Source organism: Plantactinospora alkalitolerans (assembly GCF_015690345.1).
GTDB lineage: Bacteria > Actinomycetota > Actinomycetes > Mycobacteriales > Micromonosporaceae > Plantactinospora > Plantactinospora alkalitolerans.
This window is the reverse complement of sequence record NZ_JADPUN010000212.1, coordinates 1-19,289: the sequence shown is the minus strand read 5'-3', so window position 1 is coordinate 19,289 and position 19,289 is coordinate 1. Positions and strand designations below refer to the sequence as shown.

Genomic DNA, 19,289 nt, shown 5'->3' with positions numbered 1-19,289 from the left:
GGTGTGCTGCCCGCCGCCGCCCGCGTTCCCGGGCGGCGGCGGGCAGCACACCACGAGGTGCGGCACGGGCGCCCGGTCGGCGCTGTCGCGTACGGCGTCGGCGAGGTCGTCGGCGCCGGCCCCGGCGTCCGGCCACTGGTCGACCCGGATCAGGACCACGTTGACGCCGTGCCGGTTGCCGGCGAGCGGCCCCCCGTCGTCGAGCAGCGCCTGGAACACCTGGTTGTACGGCGCGAACGTGGTGTGCGCGGGCAGGTCCCACTCGTTCCACCAGTGGCGCAGCGTCTCGTCTATCGGGTCTGCTGTGAAGCTCGCGGCGACGGCAACGCGGATTGCGTCCACTGTAGAGGGACCTCCTTGGGATGGCGGCCACGGGACATGAGATGGGAGCGCTCCCGAGACGGAAGACAGATTGAAGTTTAGCCATGCCTTCGAGGGTGTCAACGGTGTGCCGACGATCCGATTACCCTCGGGAGTCGGCGTTCGTGGGCAGGTCAGCGCGGTCTTCGGGGCCGGGTCGGCACCCGGATGCTGGCCCAACGGGCTACCCGGAACGATCCATTCGGGCGGTGGTCGAAGCCTGTGCCGGAGCCGGGCGGCGCCATTCGTTCACCACGGACATCCCTACGGTGACTCCCGGTGACCCCCCGACCGGGTCACGGCTGCCAGACCATCGTCTGCTGTGGAGTCGCCTGCCGCCCCGCCTCGCGCTGGGAACCAGCGGAGTCTGCCCCGGACCGATCGCGGCTCAGGACGGTCGCGAGTCGGTACAGACTGGCGTGGACGGCTGCGCGGATGTCTGTCGCTGCCGCGCCACCGGCGTGCGGACGCCGCCCCGCGCGTGTCCGCACCCTGCGACCTCTGCCCGCCGTCGGCTGCGTCGTCCGACCGGGTGGACACGCTCGAGATCGCTGCCGCGCCGGGCCAGGTGAGTTGACTGCTCGGCTCCGTTGCATCGGGCGTCGGTGGGACCCAGGCAGGCCGTAGCCGGCGCCCATCTTTTACGTTCCGTGACCGGCGACGGCGACGCCGGCGTCGAGCTGACCGGCCCATCGATCTCTGTCGATGAGCGGATGGCGGATCATGCGTAGCGTGTGAGCTGGTCGACGGCTTTGCGGCTCTGGGCAAGCGGGTTGCCTCGGAGGGGCGACGACCGAGTATTCCAAGTGGTGGTCAAGCTCAAGCAGTCGTCGACGGTTACGCGTCGATCTTCGCGGGCCAGGCGAGCATAGCGGCTTCGGCAACGGAGAGAAGCTCATCGGTGCCGGCGCCGTCGCGGGCGTGCTGGGACATGCCCTGCAGAATGACGCCGACGAGGACGGCCAGGCGATCGGCGTCGGTGCCGGCGGGCAGTCGGCCGTCGGCGACATCGGCCTCGATCCGCTCCCGCAGCGCGGTGATGTTGGCGACCCGTTGGGCGCGCAGCAACTCGGTGATGTCAGCCGACGCTGCCGTGCAGTTGACGGCCGCGCTGATGACGAGGCAACCAGGTGGATGCCCTGGTCGGGTGTACTCCAGCGCGGCAGCGCGCAACGCGCGGGCGACACCGTCGCGCACGGACTCCTCCGCCGCGAGTGCCGTCGCGAAGAACGTGCCGTGGGTCTGCTGATAGCGCTCGACCACCTCGCGGAACAAAGTCTTCTTGTCGCCGAACGCCGCGTAGAGGCTGGGTGGCGTGATGCCCATGGCTGCGGTGAGCTCGGCGACCGACACCGGCTCGAAGCCGCGTAGCCAGAACTCGCGCATGGCCGTCAGCAGGGCCTGGTCGCGATCGAAGGACCGGGGCCGGCCACGCCGGTGGGGACGATCATCGGTCATTGACACATTCTATAGCGCTCGCTAGCCTAATGGCCAACACGATACGTAGCGATTACTACAGAAAGGTCATGTGGCATCATGGCACTGCTCAACGGCAAGACCGCCCTGGTCACGGGGGGCAGCCGAGGCATCGGTCGGGCAATCGCCACACGACTCGCGGCCGACGGAGCCCTCGTCGCCGTCCACTACGGCACCAACGAGGCAGCCGCGAACGACACCGTCACCGCCATCACGGAGGTCGGCGGCCACGCGTTCACGGTCCGCGCCGAACTGGGTGTACCCGGCGACGCGCAGACGCTGTGGTCCGCCTTCAACGCCGGCCTCACCGCATGCGGCGCCGAACCGGGCATCGACATCCTGCTCAACAACGCCGGCATCGCGAGCTCCAACGACCTGGCCGGCACCACAGAGGCCGAGTTCGACAAGATCTTCGCCGTGAACGTGAAAGCCCCGTTCTTCATCCTTCAGCAGGCACTGAACCAACTGCGGGACAACGGCCGGGTCATCAACATCTCTTCCGGCACTACCCGCATCGCCGCGCCCGCGATGATCACCTACTCGCTTACCAAGGGCGCCATCAACACTCTCACCTTCACCCTCGCCAAGCAGCTCGGCGAACGTGGTATCACGGTCAACTCAGTGGTCCCCGGCATCGTCGACGTCGACAGCAACGCCGCCTGGCTGCGGGACAACCCCGAACAACTCGCTTTCTGGGGCTCCTTCTCCGCGTTCAACCGGGTCGGCCAGCCCGCCGACATCGCCGACGTGGTGGCCTTCCTCGCTTCCGACGAGGCCCGCTGGGTCACTGGCCAGCATCTCGACGCCACCGGCGGAGCACACCTGTGACACATCCCTGTGCCGAGGGGCCGCATTGCCGGAACCGCCGGAGACGCCCCAGTGAGCACATTCGACCGACTCTCACTGCGCGCCTCTGCTTGATGCGCGCGGCGTCCGGGCCACGCCCCGTTCGGTAGGCAGGGCGTCAACTACGCTCGGTAAGCGAAGAGGGCGGGCCAGCGACGCCTCTCCGGCGGCGGAGCGAGAGTCGGCTCGTGGCGGTTGCAGGTTGGCGGTTCCGGAGGGCGCTTCGTGCGCTGACGACCGACCCGTTGCCGGTGCTCGCACCATGCCCTCACCGTGTCGGCCGCGACGCACGTAGCCGAGATGCGGATGCCCGTCGAGTTTGCTGGCTTCGCATCCTGTGTGAGGCACTGTCTGGCCATTCCGCGGGCCGTTCGCTGGTCACGCCGCAGTAGTGCACAGTCGGCTCACCGTCTGCGTGATCGCCGTCTCCAACTGGTCGACCGGACCGGGAAACGTGAGCTGGTGGAAGATGAGACCGTCCAGGTAGTCGAGGATTGCCGCGCATTCGCTCTCCGGGTCGGCGGAGCCGATCGCGCGCAGCCACTCCGTGCCCCACGTCCGGATCGAGAGGGCGGCCTCGGCAAGTCGCCCCTGCAGTTCCGGGCGCAGTGCGGCCTCGACGAACAGTCCATAACGGGCGATGGTCAGGGCGCGCTCCGGGCCGAGCGCACGGTGCACGTATGCGGTGAGCGCAGCCGCCAGCTCGACCGCTGTGGTGGGGCGGACGAAGCCCGCGATCGCCTGCCAGGTGGCGCGGTCGCGGTCGGCGAATCGGTCGGCTACGGCGCTGACCAGCATGTCGCGGGTCTTGAAGTAGTTCGCCGTGGAGCCGGTTGGCACTGCGGCAGCCGCGTCGACCGCGCGATGCGTCAACGCTCGTACGCCTTGGCTTCCGAGGATGCCGATGGCGGCATCGAGCAGGTTTTCTTCGCGGGATGGCACGTCGACACCCTATGCGATCCACAACATCCGTAGTCTGGAAACAACAGATGTTGTACTATCGTGAAAATGGAGAGACGTGCGTTGATCATTGGCGGGGGCATTGGTGGGCTGACGGCGGCGATCGCGCTGCGGCGCGCACGCTGGAGGATCACCGTCCGGGAGCGGGACAAGGGGCTGCCGACCACGGGCACGGCGCTCGGCATGTGGCCCGTGGCGCTGCGCGCGCTGGACGCGATCGGCGTCGGCGACATGGTCCGCCGGGCCGGGCGACGACAGCAAGCCGGGGTCTTTCTTCGTCCGGACGGCTCCCGCATCGCGACGATTGACGTCGAACGGCTGCACCGGCGCACCGGCGACCATGTCTACCTGTTGTCCCGGCCGGGACTGCTCGCCATCCTGCACGAGACGGCGATGGAGGCCGGGGTGGAGCTACGGACCGGCGATCCAGTGGACGACGCTACCGAGGTAGGCGATGTCGATCTGGTCGTGGTGGCCGACGGCGTGTTCAGCCAAACCCGCGAAAAAGTGTTCGGCCCGGCGTACCGAGCACGATTCTCCGGCAGCACGGCGTGGCGCGGCGTGGTCGAAGACATGCCCACCGACAAGTTCGTGGAAGTGTGGGGCCGGGGCCTCAAGTTCGGCGTGACACCGCAGGAGGGCGGTCGCACCAACTGGTACGCGTCCGCGGCGGCACCGGAGGGTCAGTTCCACCCGGGCGAGGAACTCGCCGAACTACGGAGGATGTTCGGCCGCTGGGCGCCGCCGGTCCATACCGTCCTGGACGCGATCAACGAGTCCGCTGTGCTGCGACACGACGTGTACGTGACGCCGCCGCTACCGTCCTTCACGCGCGGCACGGTGGCTTTCCTTGGCGACGCCGCCCACGCCATGACACCCGACCTGGGGCGCGGCGCGTGCGAGGCGATCATCGATGCTGTAGAGCTGGCCTCCCACCTGCGCAAGACGCTCACGGTCGAGCAGGCTCTGCACGAATACGATCGCCGGCGTCGCCCAGCCACCCAGAGGCTGGCCCGCGTAGCTGGCCTGGCTGCACGGATGACTCACCTGCGGTACGCGATACCAGTCCGCGACCAACTCCTGCGCGCGAGCATGGTGGCCGGCCCGCCCGGCGCGTAAGCGCCAACAACAATTGGTGCTCGGTAGCCGCGATCCGGGCTCGTCCGGCGTCCGTACATCGACCCAACGCAAGGATGCCCCGGTCGAACGGCCGGGGCATCCCCAATCGCTACTCGAGCGCGAAACCGGCTTCCGCAATCAGTGACCGCCCGGTCGCGTTGCGCGTTTGCGGTTCTGTGACGTGCCCCGGCGGGTCCCGTAGGACATGGGGTCGCGGCGAGCTATTGACTGGGGGTACGACCGTGGCCCGGCCAGGCTTGGTCGAGGTGACCGGTGGGGTCGCTCTCATCGCGACTGCCCACCGCAGGTTGGTGTGGCACTCGTCAGGCGTGCGTCCCGCCGGTCACCGCGGCGGAGAGAGGCTCGAGAGGGCTGCCAGCTCAAGGTAGCGCTGCCCTCCCGTCGACGGACGTCGTCGGATCGAGGTAGGACACGATCGCCTCGTGGATTGGCACCGCACCTGCCGCGCGCCCCGAAATGCGAAAGCCGACCGGCACGACGGTCAGCCACCGAGGGCGGGACCGGCCCCGGTCTGCGTGTCGCCGCACAGACGGATGGCGCACGGGAGCGCATGCGGCCAGGATATGTCAACTCCCTAAAAGGTCTAGACTGAAGCCGGCAATGAAGGCAAAGAAGGCTATCCAACGGATGAGGTGCCCGGGATTCGCGTTGTCTAGGATGTACGACACCGGGCGCACAAAAAGCTCCACCAGTATGCCGGCGAAGCCGAGAAATGCCAGCTTTGTGAGTTGAGGGATCAAGCGGAAGTAGCGAGCTGCAAGAATGATGGCGACAACGGCGATTGCTGTGAGCGCAATCGTTCCGAGCGAGGTTCCGGGGAACACATCCCTCGCAATAGCCATTAGACCAACGCCCGTGGAAGCCAGCGCCGAAAACATTACGAAGGGAACTATCGCGCCGGACGCTCCCTGTTGCTGCGATACCTGACCGATCCGTGCGGCTGATTGCTGGATCGCACTGCTGCAAGACTGCCCGAACGCGCGCAGTCGCTGCGGTCCGATAAGATCCAATACGACCGTCAAACCTGCGGCGAATTGTAATAGCTTCCCTATTCGCGCCCACCATATTACCGTAAGTCCCCACAGTGGCATTGACGAGACGGAGGCGCCGCCCGCCCATTCGTTCCACGCTTGCCAGAACTGGTTCCACCAACTCATGCATCCTCATTGAGGTCGGGAGCGGATCGGCGCGGGAGTGGCTGGGGCCAAATTTTCACCGCCGTTGTACCACCGCTTGTCTGCCTTGACAAGGCAACTCCTGGCCAGTTGACTGATATGACCAACTGGACCCGGTAGTGCACTCAACTCGGCAGACACCCCAGGTTCCTCTGGTCAAGCGGTGGGTTGTAGATGGTTCCAGGCGGTGATCTCGTTGTAGCTGGTGCCGGTCTTGGGGCAGCCGTGGAGGATGCCGACCAGACGATTGCCGAGTTGGCGTAGCGCGGCTTGGCGACCGATGCCCCCGCTGGCGCAATGCCTGGTAGTGGGCGCGTAGGACGTGGTGGGTGTGCGGCGGCGAGTAGCGATGACCACGTGCAGGTGGTGGTGCCGAGGGTGTGGGGGGTCGACGACACCGGGTTGGCCAAGGAGGGGTCGGCGTCGGCGTGTGTCGCCCGGCAGTACTCCGGGACGCTCGGCAGGGTCGGCAACTGCCAGATCGCCGTGAGTGTGCACGCGGCCTCCGATGTCGCGTCGGCGGTGCTGGACTGGCGGTTGTTCGTTACGCGTTGCGTCAGGCCGCCCAGAAGATCGTGCAATCGCCTGCGGCGGCGGCTTCGCGGACCAGCTCCACCATTGCGTCGTACGAACGCTCGACCCAGTATTGGGTAATCGGCCTGTCCCAGTCTCTGTCCGGGTAGAGCGAAGCGTCTTTCGCCGCACCCAAATGGATCGCCACCGCCGAGAACGGCATCAATTCAAGGAAATGCCAGACCTTGCGCACCTCTTCGACAGTAAGCAAGCACGAGTTCCCATCGTAACCCCAGGCGCGCTCCGCACTTGGATAGAGCCTTCCGCTGCGCATCGGGTTGAACGGGGCGCCTGCCTCGTCCAGCAGGAACCGCAACACGTCCCAATACCTCTCCAGGTCAACTTGTGTTTCATGCTCACTGAGCACGCCATAGGGCCACGCTGCCGGGGATCGCAGCTCTTCCACAAGACCCGGCGATACCCGGGCAAGCGAACCGAGAATGCTCATGGGACCTTTCCTCAAGCCAGGCAGCCCTGAGCGTACCGGGTGGCACATCCAGGGCTGACAGGTCCTGGACTCAGTTGGTGCCCTGACCACAAACGTTGGCCGGGTTGGTCAGCTACCTCGGCTGCACTGTCCACGATCCGTCAGGGCGAAAAGCTCGATAAGCCAGATTCGTCGCTATCGTTGGTAGTGCCTAGGCCGGCGGGACCGGTGTCATCGGCCGCGCCGCCAAGCCCGGTTAATCGAGGCAGCGGGATTTAGAAACCGGCGAGCGGACGCGTTCCCGCACCGATCGTCGGCGTGGCGGGCCCCCGCAACCGCTTCAAGCAGTTCAGGGGGAGAGATGTCCACACCACCCACCCCACCGACCGACTGGCCCGGCCCGACCACCACCGGTGTCCCGTCCGGTACGGTGCTGGTCCCCTCCGGCCCTCTGAACCTGAGGACGGACGGCCAGGACGTCAGCGGCCTCGACATCATCGGGTCGGTGAACGTCTACGCGAAGAACGTGGTGCTCCGCAGTTCGAGGATTACGTGCACAGGCCCCGGGTTCGCGATCCGAACCTTCGACTCCGCGACCGGCCTGCTGATCGAGGACGTGGAGATCAACGGCGACGGTGAGACCGACGCGGCCGTCGGCCACGCCGACTACACCCTGCGCCGGGTCAACATCCACGACGTGATCAACGGGCTCAGCCTCGGTACTCGGACCACCGTGGTCGACTCCTGGATCCACGACCTTGCCCAGGCTGACGGCGCACACAACGACTGCCTCCAAACGAGCGGGGCGGATGACATCGTCGTGCGACACAACCGGTTGGACGCCTACCAGGCAACCACCGGCAGCCCGATGAACTCGTGCCTCTCCATCCAAGCAACAGCCGACCAGACAGTGCGCAGCCTGCTCTTCGAGGACAACTACTGCAACGGTGGGAACTACACCATCAGCCTCCGCCCCGACCTGGCAGCGGTGAACCTCGTCTTCCGCCGCAACACGTTCGGCCGCGACTATCGGTACGGCGTCATCGCGCGACCCAATCTCCCCGGAATCACCTGGGGAAAGAGCAACGTCTGGTTCGACACCGGCGAGCCAGTGGTCACGTGAAGCGCGGCTACCCTTTGACACCCGACGATCGGCTTGGTGGACCCGGACCAGGGCCCGACCTCCGGGAGGACCACGACGGCGCCGGTGACCTGCGCTATCCGCCGGACCGCCACCCGAGGACGCCGGGCGAACCGATACGGGTACAGCCGAGCGGGGCCAGGCACCCGGGCAAGCCGAACCCTCAGCGTCGTTCGGAAGCCGATGCCCGACGGCGTGCCAGCCATAAGTCGTGCATCGGACAATCACTGCTTTCCGCCGCCGCATCACGAACGGTCGGTCGCACGACCGGTCCGGAGCGCCAGAAGGCCTTATGTGCCCGCAATTCGGCGGCCCAGGCGCCTGACGTGGTCGGCCCCGGAGTGACCTTGAGGCCCTCTGACCAGGGGAAATGGGCAGGACTAGCAATTGGACGACCGGTGGTGTCGGTGGTACTACTGAAATGTCAGGAGGCCACCATGAGGCCCGTCTTGCACATCGAGAGTCAGCTCATCTCGGCTGAACCCCAGCCGATGGCCTGCTCCATCCTTCACCGCGCTGCCGACCAACCGCTCGTGACCATGCCCCGCCCGGTGGACGAATATCCGGCTGCCGCATCGTACGACGGCCGACCTCGCCGTGGATCGATACCGCTCCGTCGCCGTACCGGGCAGCAGTGCCCGCGACCAGGCCGGCCAGCTCGTGACAGCCGGTAGGAAATCCGAAGGTGCCCCAGTGCCGACCATCCAGATCAGATCGGGCCGTCATCCATTCCAGACCACACTGTTGGTCGCAACGTTCGCCTGCGGCATCGCGCAGCTCATCGTCGACGCCCGACCCCGGTCGGTCACCACCTCCATGCCCATCCTGGTCCAGAACGTCTGGGAGTGGGGGCTCGTCGTCGTCGGGATCGTCGGTCTACTCGGCACCACCTGGCGCGGCCGGCTCAGTACGGGATTGGGCATCGAACTCGGCGCCATGGTCGTACTCGGCACCACCACCGGGATGTATGCCTTCGCGTTGTTCGCCGTCTCCGGCAAGGCGGCTCTGACCGCCGGTACGTTCATCGCCGCCATCGCCGTCGCATCCGGGTGGCGAGCGGTGGAAATCCTGTCCGACCTTCGCGACCTCGCCGGACCGGCGCGACCAGCAGCGGCGGGCCAGCCCCCTGTTCGGATAGAAAGAGACCCATCGTGATCGCCGCAGTCGCACCAACTGGTCCTCCCTGGGTCCAGATCCTGCTCTCCGCCGTGGGCTTGCTCGGTGGCACCGGCGGAGTGGTCGCGTTCGCCACCGTGCTGAGCCAGCGCCGCAAGTTCCGGGCCGACACCGCCGAGGTCCTGACCGACACCGCACTGACCCTGATCGCCCCGCTGAAAACCAGGGTGATCGAACTCGAGGCGGAGACCGCCGAGGCCCGCCGGCTGGCCCTGGTCGCGAGCGAGCAGATCGGCGATCTGCGCGGCGTGGTGGACGAGGTGAAAACCCTTATGCGTGGCTGGCGCGCTGCCATCCTCGACCCGAACGCGACCCTCACGCAGCTGCGTGACCTGATGCACCGCGACTGAGCCGCCGACCGACCGCTGTACCGGCCCCAGCCCGTAGCGCCCCTGTGTGGTCGTCCGCGTCGGTCTGCCGCAGTCAAAGGGTGCGCAGGGCGACGACGGCCACGCTGTGGGCGCCGACCCGGGTCGGTCTTGTGGCCCTCGCCGGTGGCGAACACTCGTGCCCGCGTGGACAGCTTCACGGGCACGTCCAGCGCTCGGCAGCGAGGCCGTTGTCTGCGGCATTCCGTCGGCCCCGCCGCCGTCGGGAACGGTACTACCTCCTCATCGCCGCACCTTGCGACCGGCGGCATGTGCTACCCAGACGGTGACGGTCAGGTTCAACGAACGAGGGGGCCTTGCCCCTTGATCCTGGACACTTGAACCTTGGATCGTGATGGTCCGGGGAGATCAGGAGTCCCTGAGTGAGTGTTTGACAGGGGTGTCGGACGGCGGGTCCGTCGGGTGAGGCCGAGTCGTTCGGTGATCCGTGTATGGGACGGACGCGAACGTACGACTCGGACCTGACCGATGCCGGTGGGAGATCGTCGAGCCGATGCTGCCGTTGATCAAGGAGCCGGGCCGGCCGCCGAAGCCCGTCAGATCCGCGAGACCGCAGTCTGGCTCAGCCCCACCGCATTCGCCATCGACCGAGTTGACCAGTGACTGTCCTGGTTGGCCGGCAACTCTTCGACCGTCTTTGTGATCACGGCCTCGACCTGGGCGTCACCGATCTTCCGCGGCGCACCCGGACGCGGCTCGTCACGCAGCCCGTCCACCCGGTCGGCCACGAACCGCCTGCGCCACTTGCCGACCGTCGGCAGCGACACGCCAAGCTGGCGCGACACTTCACTATTGGACAGGCCCTCCGCGCAGGCGAGGACGATCCGCGCCCGCACCGCCAACGCCTGTGCCGTTTTCGGTCGGCGAGCCAAACCCCGCAACGCCTCCCGCTCCTCAGCGGTCAACTCCAACAAGGCCAGCTTCGGACCACGGCCATCAGCCACCCACACAACCTGACAGCGAACCAGCGACTCAGCACACTAGTAGATCATTTCGGAAGTCTTTGTGATGTTGGTTCAGGCGGCTTGTAGTGGTCGGCCGTCGTATGTCCAGCGGAACGGTGTGGCCCGCTTGTTGTAGTCGTTGATGAACGCGATGACCTTGGTCGCGAGGTCGTCCACGGAGTCGAACTCGCCGTAGCGCAGGAGTCGGCGTTGCAGGATCGAGAAGAACAGCTCGACCTGGTTGAGCCAGGAGGCGTGGGTGGGAGTGCGGTGCAGGAACACGTGGGGGTTGTCGTCGAGGAACTCCTGGACCGCCTTGGTGCCGTGCGCGGACAGGTTGTCGACGATGCAGTGCAGTTCCAGGCCGTTCGGGGTCGTCTCGACCAGGTCGGTGAGGAAGGCGATGAAGTTGTCGGCCCGGGTGGAGTCGGTGACCCAGGCGGCGACCTGCCCGTCGTGGACGTTCAGGCCGGCGTAGAGCACGGCGGTGCCGTGTCGGCGGTACTCGAACTCCCGCCGCGCGCGGCGACCCGGCCGGCTCCCGGCGGCGGGCTGGGCGGGTCTGGTCGGGTTGACCCGGCTCCTGGCCCGCATCCCGGTCTTCTCGTCCACCGACCACACCACCGCGTTGACCGGCGGATCGACATACAGCCCGCACACGTCGGCGGCCTTGACCCAGAAGTCCGGGTCGTGACTGGTCATCCAGGACTCGTACTGCCACGGCTTCAGATCCAGGCCCTGGCAGATCCGCCACACCTGCGAGGCGGAGATCGTCACTCCCGCCTCGTTCAACCGCCGGGCCAGGGCTTCCATCGTCCACCGCGACGCTGGCGCCGGCGGCGTCTCGGTGGCGGTCTTGACCAGCAGGATCACATCATCGGCACCGTAGACCGGCGGCCGGCCCGGCCGGCCCGTGTCGACCAGACCGGCCATCCCCTCGTCCCGGTAACGGCCCCGCCACACCGCGACCTGGTTGTAGTGCAACCCCACCCGGACCCCGATCTCCCGGTTCGACCAACCCTGCGCGGCCAGCAACACGATCCACGCCCGCTGCACATCACGAGCCGCCGCGGTCCGCGACCGAGTCACACCTTCCAACACCACTCGGTCCTCGTCAGTGACCACAAGCGGAGGCAGACGCATCCGATCATCTAACTACATCACTGGCACTTACGAAATGATCTACTAGGGCGCGTGTCGAGGTCGGAGCCGGGACTTGAGCCGGTGTGAGGTCCTGGCGTGTCGGTGGTCGTGATGCAGCGAGGTCTCCGGTAGATGGTTCAGCGACCAAGCAGAACCTGTAACCGGAGACCTCGTGGACACCCTAGCGGTGACGGGGCGGTGCTGGAGCCGTTGCTGCCGGCGCCGAAGCGGTCTGGTCGTCCGTCGTTGTGGAGTAGGCGGCAGTTGATCGACGGGATCCGGTGGCGGATCCGAGTGGGCGCGCCGTGGCGCGACGTGCCGCCTCAGTACGGAACTTGGTCGGCGGTATACGCCCTGTTTCGGCGTTGGCAGCGCAATGGCGTCTGGAAGCAGGTGCTCACCGCGTTGCAGTCCTTCGCTGACGCGGCCGGTCGGATTACCTTGGATGTATCCGTGGACTCGACCAGCACCCGAGCCCACCAGCACGCCGCCGGGGCGAGGAAAAGGGGGCTTTGCAGGCCGAACCTCCCGGCGGCGTCACCGTTGAGCCAGACGATCACGCCCTGGGGCGGTCCCGTGGTGGGTTGACCACCAAGCTGCACCTGGCATGCGAGCAGGGACAGAAACCCCTCGCCGTCCTGCTGACCGCCGGACAGCGCGGCGACAGCCCGCAGTTCATCCCGATCCTGACCGCTATCCGTGTTCCCCGCCTGGTCACCGGCCGTCCGAGGACACGTCCGGACCGGGTCTTGGCCGACAAAGGCGTACACCTCGAAAGCGAACCGTTCCTACCTGCGCCGGCGCGGCATCGCCGCGACTATCCCGAGCAAGACCAACCAGGATGCCCACCGACGAGCCAAGGGGGATCAAGGGCTGACGCTGGAAGCGTCAGCCCTTGATCAGTTCCGTTGGCGGGGTGTGGGAAGCGCGGAGTCGCGCTTTCGCCGGCCTGTATCTCACTCTCTTCGATCAGGCCCTGGAAGAGTCGAGTTGTCCGGGGAGGGTCGGCTATCCGGGCCGTCGTTCAGGAGCGCCGACGGAAGAGTCGGAAGGTCAGGTAGATGATCGCCGTGGCCAGCAGCACGCTTCCCACCGGCGCCATGACCGAGGTTCCCAGGGAGCTCTTTCCAGGGGATCCCAATGCCATGTGCACGAAGAAGCCACCGGCGAGCAGCCCCATCCCCGTGAAATAGACGAGGAAGCTGATGATCGTGGCGCGATCGGACAGACCGGCCCGATTCGCCGACATTACATAGAGGATGCCGATCGCGGTGAGGATGCCGGCGTGAGCATGACCGGCGCGGAAGAACTGTTCGGCATGCGCATCGATGCCGATCTCGGTCAGCAGTCGCAGCAGCGAGTAGCCGCCGAACATGACCCCGAGCAGGGTGAGCCAGCTGATGGCGATGAGAGTGTCGGTGACTTTCCGGCGCACGGGCGGGGCTGTGGCCTCTTGCGTCATGGTGGCTCCGTTCTCGATGGTGTGGTGACGTGGTCTGGCTGGTGGTGGCGGTTTCGCGGTCATGCGATGTCTGCTGTGCCGATGGCGACTAAGACGACTCCGGCGAGCAGTAGCCAGGACCGCACGCCCTGGAACGCTTCCCAGCGGCGGCGGGTGCGTTCCCAGTCCACCGGTGGATCATCGATGTTCCAGGACCGTGGCGATGTTGATAGGGACATTGACGATGACCGTGAACCCGATCGCCGAGCCGAAGGCGACCACCGCGACCCAGTACCACCGCGCTGAAGGTGAGCCGCTGGAGCTGGCGACGGCGATGGTCAGCGCAAGGGTGGCGATCATGCCGAAGGGCATCCACCGGCCGAAGGTGCGCAGCAGACCCTGCTCGACTTGGAGTCGTTCCCGGCGGGGCAGGCGGCGGAGGACGGGGTGGACGAAGGCGTAGGAGCTGAACTCGCATAGGCCGGCCATCGGCAGAGCGGCCGCCTGCGCGAGCTGACTGTGTGTCCTCGGTGGAGACGATGACGCCGCGCATCGTCACGCGCCTGTCCCTGGGGCGTGAACTGCGGCGATAGGAGCGGGTTCGACTTGATCAACCTCGCCGGCTGGAGTGGCGCCGCGCGGCAGAAAGAGCGCCGCGACTGCGCAGGCCAGCAGCACCATGGCTCCGGTCAGGATCGCCGGCCGCGCGGCGTCGACGTAGCCGGTGGGGGTGAACTGGCCGCCGGCGCCGAGGAAGATCGCGGCGAGCACGGCGATGCCGAGGGCTACGCCGATCTCGCGCGTGGTGGCGTTCACGCCGGATGCCTTGGCGTGATCGGCGTCGCCGAGCGTGGCGAGCAGGGCGGTCGCCGATGGGGCGAAGACCAGGCCCATGCCGACGCCCGCCATGACAAACGAGGGCACGAGAGCGGGATAGGCGACGTCGGGATCGAGCAGCAAGGTCAGCCAGAGCAGGGCGCTGCCGAGCAGCGTGAGCCCCGCGACGATGAGCACTCTCGTGCCGACACGGGGGGCGATCAGGCCCGCCAGCGGCGCGACCACCATGGGCGCGAGGGTCCACGGTGAGGTCTGAAGCGCGGCATCGAGCGGGGACGCGCCCTGGACGACCTGGAGGAACTGGATGAGCAGGAAGATCGATCCGAACGCGCCGAAACTGAACGCGAGCCCGACCACGTTGACCAGCGAGAACGAGCGGTCCCGGAACAGGCGCAGCGGAATCATCGGCGCCCCTGCTCTCGACTGCCACGCTACGAACCAGAGGATGAGCAGCGCGCCGCCGACTAGCTCGGCCACGACATCCGGACGAGACCAACCATCCTCGTTGCCCCGCACGATCGCGTGCACCAGGGCCGTGACCCCGAACCCGACCAGCATTACACCGAGCAGGTCGACGCGCTCCCGGCGTCCGAAGGCGTTGGGCAGTCCCCAGAGCGCGAGGGGGAGCGCGATCAGGACGACGGGGATGTTGATCCAGAAGATCGACTGCCAGTCCCAGCCCTCGATCACGGCGCCGCCAACGAGCGGACCGACCGCCACACCCAGCCCGGAGACGCCACCCCACACGCCGATCGCCACGGGTCGGCGCTCCGGACGGACCGCACCGGCCAGCAGGACGAGCGACAGCGGCATGACCCCGGCCGCACCGAGGCCCTGGATAGCCCGGGCGGCGATGAGCTGGCCGGGATCTGAGCTCAGGGCGGCGAGGACCGAGCCGATGCCGAAGACGGCGATCCCGATCGCGAACATGGTGCGTCGGCCAAAGCGGTCGCCGAGGGCGGAGGCCAGCAGGATGCACCCGGCGAAGGCGAGCGTGTAGGCGTTGACGAACCACGGCAGCTCCGCGACCGTCGCCCCCAGCTCGACATACAGCACGGGGAGAGCGTTGGTCATCACGAGGTTGTCCAGCATCGCCATGAACATCGGCAGCGACGTCGCGATAAGTACGAGCGCGAACGACCGTCGGGGCGGCGGCGTGTCCGGAACGATGATTGTGTCGGATGAGACCCGTGTGTCGGACATACCGCTCCCGTGATGTCATCAGCTGATTACAAGCAATGTAGTAATCGAATGATAAGCTGTCAACATGGGAAGCAGGTCACCGGTGAACGGCGGCGTTCGGATGACCTCCGAGGCGCGACGGAAATCGATCCTCGCCGCCGCGATCGCGATCTTCGGCTCGCGAGGGTACGTCGGGACGACGACCGACGAGGTCGCCCGCGCCGCCGGAGTGAGCCAGACCTACGTCGTGCGGCTGTTCGGCACCAAGGAGAAGCTCTTCCTCGCCGCGCACGAGCACGTCGTCGAACGCATCCTCGAGGCCTTCCGCGACGCCGTCCACGGTGAGAGCACTCGGGGACGCTCCGAGCGGATGGGAACTGCGTACATCGAACTCCTGGCCGATCGCGGCCTCCACCTGACCCTCCATCATGCCTTTCTGCTCGGAGGCGATCCTGTGATCGGGGAAGCGGCCCGGAAGCAGTTCGCCCGCGTCTGGCGCTTCTTGAGGGAGGAGGCCGAGCTCAGTGTCGAAGAGGCCAGGGACTTCCTCGCCCGCGGCATGCTCGTCAATACCCTCGTCGGCCTGCGGCTGATCGACGACTACGGCACCGATCCCGCTGTCACCGAAGTCTTCCGCGCCTGCTTCCCCGCCGACGTCCGCGACATCGCGGAGCGCCTGCCGCGCGTCGGGGACGCCTGGTGACGTCTAGTACTGCAACGGCAGTGTCAGGGGTAGCCGTGTCGTCGGTAATGGCAGAGTCGGGCCTGGTACTGGCGTCGTCGGCGCCATCGCGACCAGGCCCACACGTGTTGCGGTGGACGGCTATGTCGCACGGTCAGTGCGGTGAGCAGTCGTCGGATCTCCGGTACGGTGTAGCCGATCATCATGCGCTCGCCGGGACCGGTTCCCCTTTTACCGCAAGGGATCGAGCGACGACCAGCCAGGCGTAGGCGGCCATCGCGAGGGTGATGTGGGCGTACCACGCCCGCCAATCACGGACCTGGTACTCGTCCAAGCCGGCTTCGTTCTTCGCCTGCTGGAAACATTCCTCGACCGCCCACCGGGCACCGGCGACGCGGGCGAGGTCGACCAGGCGGGTGCGGCGGGGTCCGTAGCAGACGTAGTAGGCGATCTGTCCGGTGGTGATGCTGCGGCGGGCGAGGAGCCAGTGCCCGCGGCCGGGTTTCCACCAGGCCGGCACGCGTACCGGCACCCGCGCCCACCAGTACTCACGCGGCCCGTGCGCGCCCGCGCCGGCGGACAGCCGGCACCATGCCTGACCTGGCAGAGCGGCGATGAGCTCGTCGGCGCGGGCCCTGCCCATGTCGGTGGTGACCATGTCGTCGTTGCGGCGAGTCGCGACCACATGCGGAACGTCCCGCTCTTCCAGCCACACCCGCGGCGACTTCGACTGGCCGTACGCCTCGTCCATCGTCACCCAACCCACCGGCACCCCGGCATCGAGGGCACGGCCGAGCATGGTCCGGGCCATCTCCACCTTCGTGGCGAACTCCACCTCGTCCGGAATCCCGGCCGCCCGGCACCGCTCCCGGTCGTCGGTCCACGACGCTGGCAGGTACAGCTGCCGGTCGATCAGGGCGTGCCCCCTGGCGGAGCGGTAGGCCAGGAACACGCCCACCTGGCAGTTCTCGACCCGGCCCGCAGTCCCGGAGTACTGCCGGGCCACCCCGGCCGAACGGATGCCCTTTTTCAGGAAGCCGGTGTCATCGACGATCAGCACACCCTGCGGGTCGCCGAGGTGCTCGACCACGTAGTCGCGCACGTCGTCACGAACGGCGTCGACGTCCCAGTCCGCCCACCGCAACAACCGCTGCATCCCGTCCGGCGACACATCCCCGGCCTGCTCAGCAAGCGTCCAACCGTTCTTCCGACCAAGGCCCGAGACCAGCCCGCACAGGTACTGCCGCGCCCGTCGTCGCGGCTGCACCCGACGGAACCGCACTCCGATCCGACCATGCAACCGGTCCAGCTCGGCAGACCACCGCTCAACATCGACGCTCGTCACGCGGAGTTCAACGAACGCGAGCACCACTCGACACGCTCAATGCCGTTGCAGTACTAACCGGTCGGAAGCGCCGCCGAGCGGCGCGTGCGCCGATGGCGGCCGGGCTCCGGTGCCGCGATGACCTGCTTGAGCGCCCAACCGTCACCGTACTGACGTTCAGCGGCAATCTCGGACAGAAGAGGAAAATTACTCAAGTTTCACCTTGCCGGAGGACTTGCCACCAAAGGGCTCGCGCAACCGGTCGGAGAACTCGGCCGCATACCCCGATCGCGACCTCCACCGCCCAGTCCTTCCGAGGTTCCCAGCGCCTGTGGTGCCTCACAGGTAGGCCGCCGTCTGCAGGCGGTACAACTCCGCGTACAACCCGTCGGTGGCCATCAGTTCGTCGTGCGACCCGTGCTCCTTGACCCGTCCGTCGCCGACGACCACGATCAGGTCGGCCATGCGCACCGTGGAGAATCGATGCGAGACGAGGACCGTGATGGCGCCGGTACGCTGGCTGACCCGTCGCGCGGCGGCCGCGTACCGCTCGAACAGCAGGTGCTCGGAGCGCGCGTCGAGCGCCGAGGTCGGCTCGTCGAGGACGAGCAGCAGCGGCGCGGTGCGCATCATCGCCCGGCCGAGGGCAAGCTTCTGCCACTGCCCGCCGGAGAGTTCGGTGCCGTCGGCGTACGACCTGCCGAGTTGCGACTCCAGCCCGTTGCCCAAGCCGTGCAGGACGTCCTCGGCGTGGGCCCGTTCGAGGGCGTCGCGCACCGCTCGGGACGATCCGACCTCGCTCAGCTCGCCCACCCCGACGCACTCCCGGGCGACGAGTTCGAACTGGGCGAAGTCCTGGAATCCCGCCGTCGTGCGGGCACGCCATCGCTCCAGTGGGAACCGCTGGAGATCCGTACCGTCCAGCAGCACCGCACCGGCGCTCGGCCGGTAGAACCGTAACAACAGCTTGACCAGGGTCGTCTTGCCCGCTCCGTTCTCGCCCACGATTGCGACGGTGGATCCCGCGGGAAGGGTGAGGTCGATGCCGGCGAGGACCGTCCGGTCGGTGCCGGGGTACGCGAAGGAAAGATCGCGTAGCTCGATGCCGTACCGGATCAGCTCGGGCAGCTCCCGATCCGCCGGCGGCGGCTCCTGGGCCGCCAGCAGGCCGCGGATCCAGCGCAGGCTTGACATCACCCGCGCGGTCCGCTGAATCTCCTGCAGCGTGGTCACGACCGAGGTGACCTGCTGGTTCACCTGGGCCGCCAGCACCAGTACGAGTAGGATGGCGCCGACGCTGCGCCGGCCCTCCACAGCCGCGCGCAGGACGAGCAGCGTGCCGAGCACATAGGCGACGGCGAACACGAGCTGTCCCGCGGTGCGCAGTACCAGGGCCTGGCGCTCGCCGCGCCAGAGCTCGGCCGAGGCGGCGTCCCACGCCCGGCGCTGACGCGCCCGTAGCTCCGGCCCGAGGCCGCCCACCCGCAGCTCCTTGGCCGATGCCGACCGTGCCGCCAGCCCGAAGAGGTGCCGGCAGTGCCGAGACCGGGGCGCGGCCCGCTCCCGGGCCGTAGCGGCAATCGACTCGGCCCATCGTCCGAACAGCAGCGGCGGCACAGCCGCGAGCGGCAGCAGCAACAGCAGCAGGTCGAGCCTGGCCAGCAGAACCGCGGTGACGGAGACCGCCGCGAGCAGACTCAGACCGTTCAACAGCGCCGATACCGACCCCCAGGCGGCCCGGTGCAACTCCTGGCGCAGGACCTGGAGCTGGTCGGCGTACTCCGGCTGCTCGTAGTGGTGCAGCTCGGCGGAGCCGCTGGTGAGCACGATCAGCTCACGCTCCAGGCGCAGGACGGCGCGCTCGCCCAATTCGAAGTGGAAGATGTGCGCGAAGTGCCCGGCAGTCAGCGCGGTGATCACCGCGACGGCGACGAGGCAGGCCGCCGTGGCCGCGCCGCGCACGTCGCGGTCCAGCGCCGCGTCGGCCAGCGCCGCCGTGGCGGGCGCCGCCAACGGCATCGCCGTGGCCTGGGCCAGCATGAGCACGACCGACAGCACGAGCCGGTACGGGCT

The 19,289-nt window shown here is 67.6% G+C and carries 18 protein-coding genes and 3 pseudogenes; 8 read left to right on the top strand and 13 right to left on the bottom strand.

What is annotated here, in order from left to right; genetic code table 11:
* Both I0C86_RS23540 and I0C86_RS23535 read right to left on the bottom strand, forming a co-directional pair.
* Nucleotides 1-342: hypothetical protein (locus I0C86_RS23540; protein WP_196203455.1), on the bottom strand; the 342-nt coding region annotated here is incomplete at its 3' end.
* 855 nt (nucleotides 343-1,197) lie between these two features.
* The gene (locus I0C86_RS23535; protein WP_230394648.1) at nucleotides 1,198-1,746 is read right to left on the bottom strand and encodes a TetR/AcrR family transcriptional regulator; all 549 of its coding nucleotides are present in this window, start codon (nucleotides 1,744-1,746) and stop codon (nucleotides 1,198-1,200) included.
* A 150-nt stretch (nucleotides 1,747-1,896) separates the two neighbouring features.
* Between I0C86_RS23535 and I0C86_RS23530 the strand changes: the two genes are divergently transcribed.
* Nucleotides 1,897-2,664, top strand: coding sequence for an SDR family oxidoreductase (locus I0C86_RS23530; protein ID WP_196203453.1), 768 nt, complete (start codon nucleotides 1,897-1,899; stop codon nucleotides 2,662-2,664).
* 396 nt (nucleotides 2,665-3,060) lie between these two features.
* Here I0C86_RS23530 and I0C86_RS23525 read toward each other — a convergent pair whose 3' ends face one another.
* The gene (locus tag I0C86_RS23525) at nucleotides 3,061-3,624 is read right to left on the bottom strand and encodes a TetR/AcrR family transcriptional regulator (protein WP_196203452.1); all 564 of its coding nucleotides are present in this window, start codon (nucleotides 3,622-3,624) and stop codon (nucleotides 3,061-3,063) included.
* A 66-nt stretch (nucleotides 3,625-3,690) separates the two neighbouring features.
* On the opposite strand from I0C86_RS23525, the gene I0C86_RS23520 reads away from it, so the two are divergent.
* Nucleotides 3,691-4,761 (top strand): FAD-dependent monooxygenase, encoded by a 1,071-nt coding sequence (locus tag I0C86_RS23520; RefSeq protein WP_196203451.1) that lies wholly within the window; start codon nucleotides 3,691-3,693, stop codon nucleotides 4,759-4,761.
* Nucleotides 4,762-5,348: 587 nt separating this feature from the next.
* Here I0C86_RS23520 and I0C86_RS23515 read toward each other — a convergent pair.
* Together I0C86_RS23515 and I0C86_RS45750 are read right to left on the bottom strand one after the other, a co-directional pair.
* Nucleotides 5,349-5,939 carry a hypothetical protein gene (locus I0C86_RS23515; RefSeq protein ID WP_196203450.1) on the bottom strand — a complete coding sequence of 197 codons (591 nt, stop codon included), beginning with the start codon at nucleotides 5,937-5,939 and terminating at the stop codon, nucleotides 5,349-5,351.
* A 174-nt stretch (nucleotides 5,940-6,113) separates the two neighbouring features.
* Nucleotides 6,114-6,242, bottom strand: a pseudogene (locus I0C86_RS45750) (IS110 family transposase); the annotation flags it as partial.
* Nucleotides 6,243-6,276: 34 nt separating this feature from the next.
* On the opposite strand from I0C86_RS45750, the pseudogene I0C86_RS23510 reads away from it, so the two are divergent.
* Nucleotides 6,277-6,503 (top strand): annotated as a pseudogene (locus I0C86_RS23510) (transposase); the annotation flags it as partial.
* Nucleotides 6,504-6,513: 10 nt separating this feature from the next.
* Here the strand turns inward: I0C86_RS23510 and I0C86_RS23505 are convergent.
* A complete protein-coding gene (locus I0C86_RS23505) occupies nucleotides 6,514-6,978 on the bottom strand; it encodes a DUF1877 family protein (RefSeq protein WP_196203449.1) in 465 nt (154 codons plus the stop codon).
* A gap of 340 nt (nucleotides 6,979-7,318) precedes the next feature.
* On the opposite strand from I0C86_RS23505, the gene I0C86_RS23500 reads away from it, so the two are divergent.
* From I0C86_RS23500 to I0C86_RS23490, 3 genes are all read left to right on the top strand, one after another.
* Nucleotides 7,319-8,080: a hypothetical protein gene (locus tag I0C86_RS23500; protein ID WP_196203448.1), complete on the top strand. Its 762-nt coding sequence runs from the start codon at nucleotides 7,319-7,321 to the stop codon at nucleotides 8,078-8,080.
* 711 nt (nucleotides 8,081-8,791) lie between these two features.
* Nucleotides 8,792-9,253, top strand: coding sequence for a hypothetical protein (locus I0C86_RS23495; protein WP_196203447.1), 462 nt, complete (start codon nucleotides 8,792-8,794; stop codon nucleotides 9,251-9,253).
* Nucleotides 9,250-9,624 (top strand): hypothetical protein, encoded by a 375-nt coding sequence (locus I0C86_RS23490; RefSeq protein ID WP_196203446.1) that lies wholly within the window; start codon nucleotides 9,250-9,252, stop codon nucleotides 9,622-9,624. The genes I0C86_RS23495 and I0C86_RS23490 overlap by 4 nt, the downstream gene beginning before the upstream one ends.
* 575 nt (nucleotides 9,625-10,199) lie before the next feature.
* Here I0C86_RS23490 and I0C86_RS23485 read toward each other — a convergent pair.
* Nucleotides 10,200-10,568 carry a helix-turn-helix domain-containing protein gene (locus tag I0C86_RS23485; RefSeq protein ID WP_230394647.1) on the bottom strand — a complete coding sequence of 123 codons (369 nt, stop codon included), beginning with the start codon at nucleotides 10,566-10,568 and terminating at the stop codon, nucleotides 10,200-10,202.
* Between the two features lie 111 nt (nucleotides 10,569-10,679).
* Nucleotides 10,680-11,663, bottom strand: coding sequence for an IS630 family transposase (locus I0C86_RS23480; RefSeq protein WP_323373803.1), 984 nt, complete (start codon nucleotides 11,661-11,663; stop codon nucleotides 10,680-10,682).
* Between the two features lie 219 nt (nucleotides 11,664-11,882).
* Between I0C86_RS23480 and I0C86_RS23475 the strand changes: the two are divergent.
* Nucleotides 11,883-12,623: pseudogene (locus tag I0C86_RS23475) on the top strand (IS5 family transposase); the annotation flags it as partial.
* A 151-nt stretch (nucleotides 12,624-12,774) separates the two neighbouring features.
* On the opposite strand, the gene I0C86_RS23470 reads toward I0C86_RS23475, so the two are convergent.
* The 3 genes from I0C86_RS23470 to I0C86_RS23460 all read right to left on the bottom strand — a co-directional run bounded on the left by I0C86_RS23470 (nucleotide 12,775) and on the right by I0C86_RS23460 (nucleotide 15,132).
* A complete protein-coding gene (locus I0C86_RS23470; RefSeq protein ID WP_196203444.1) occupies nucleotides 12,775-13,212 on the bottom strand; it encodes a hypothetical protein in 438 nt (145 codons plus the stop codon).
* A 177-nt stretch (nucleotides 13,213-13,389) separates the two neighbouring features.
* Entirely contained in the window at nucleotides 13,390-13,680 is a 291-nt protein-coding gene (locus tag I0C86_RS23465) for a DUF1772 domain-containing protein (RefSeq protein ID WP_196203443.1), read from the bottom strand.
* A gap of 66 nt (nucleotides 13,681-13,746) precedes the next feature.
* Nucleotides 13,747-15,132: an MFS transporter gene (locus I0C86_RS23460; protein WP_230394646.1), complete on the bottom strand. Its 1,386-nt coding sequence runs from the start codon at nucleotides 15,130-15,132 to the stop codon at nucleotides 13,747-13,749.
* Nucleotides 15,133-15,313: 181 nt separating this feature from the next.
* Here I0C86_RS23460 and I0C86_RS23455 point away from each other — a divergent pair, with 181 nt between their 5' ends.
* Nucleotides 15,314-15,913 (top strand): TetR/AcrR family transcriptional regulator, encoded by a 600-nt coding sequence (locus I0C86_RS23455; RefSeq protein ID WP_196203441.1) that lies wholly within the window; start codon nucleotides 15,314-15,316, stop codon nucleotides 15,911-15,913.
* A gap of 181 nt (nucleotides 15,914-16,094) precedes the next feature.
* Here I0C86_RS23455 and I0C86_RS23450 read toward each other — a convergent pair whose 3' ends face one another.
* The gene (locus I0C86_RS23450; RefSeq protein ID WP_196203456.1) at nucleotides 16,095-17,237 is read right to left on the bottom strand and encodes an IS701 family transposase; all 1,143 of its coding nucleotides are present in this window, start codon (nucleotides 17,235-17,237) and stop codon (nucleotides 16,095-16,097) included.
* Nucleotides 17,238-17,555: 318 nt separating this feature from the next.
* Nucleotides 17,556-19,289, bottom strand: a 1,734-nt coding sequence (locus I0C86_RS23445) for an ABC transporter ATP-binding protein (RefSeq protein ID WP_196203440.1), incomplete at its 5' end; no start/stop codon positions are given.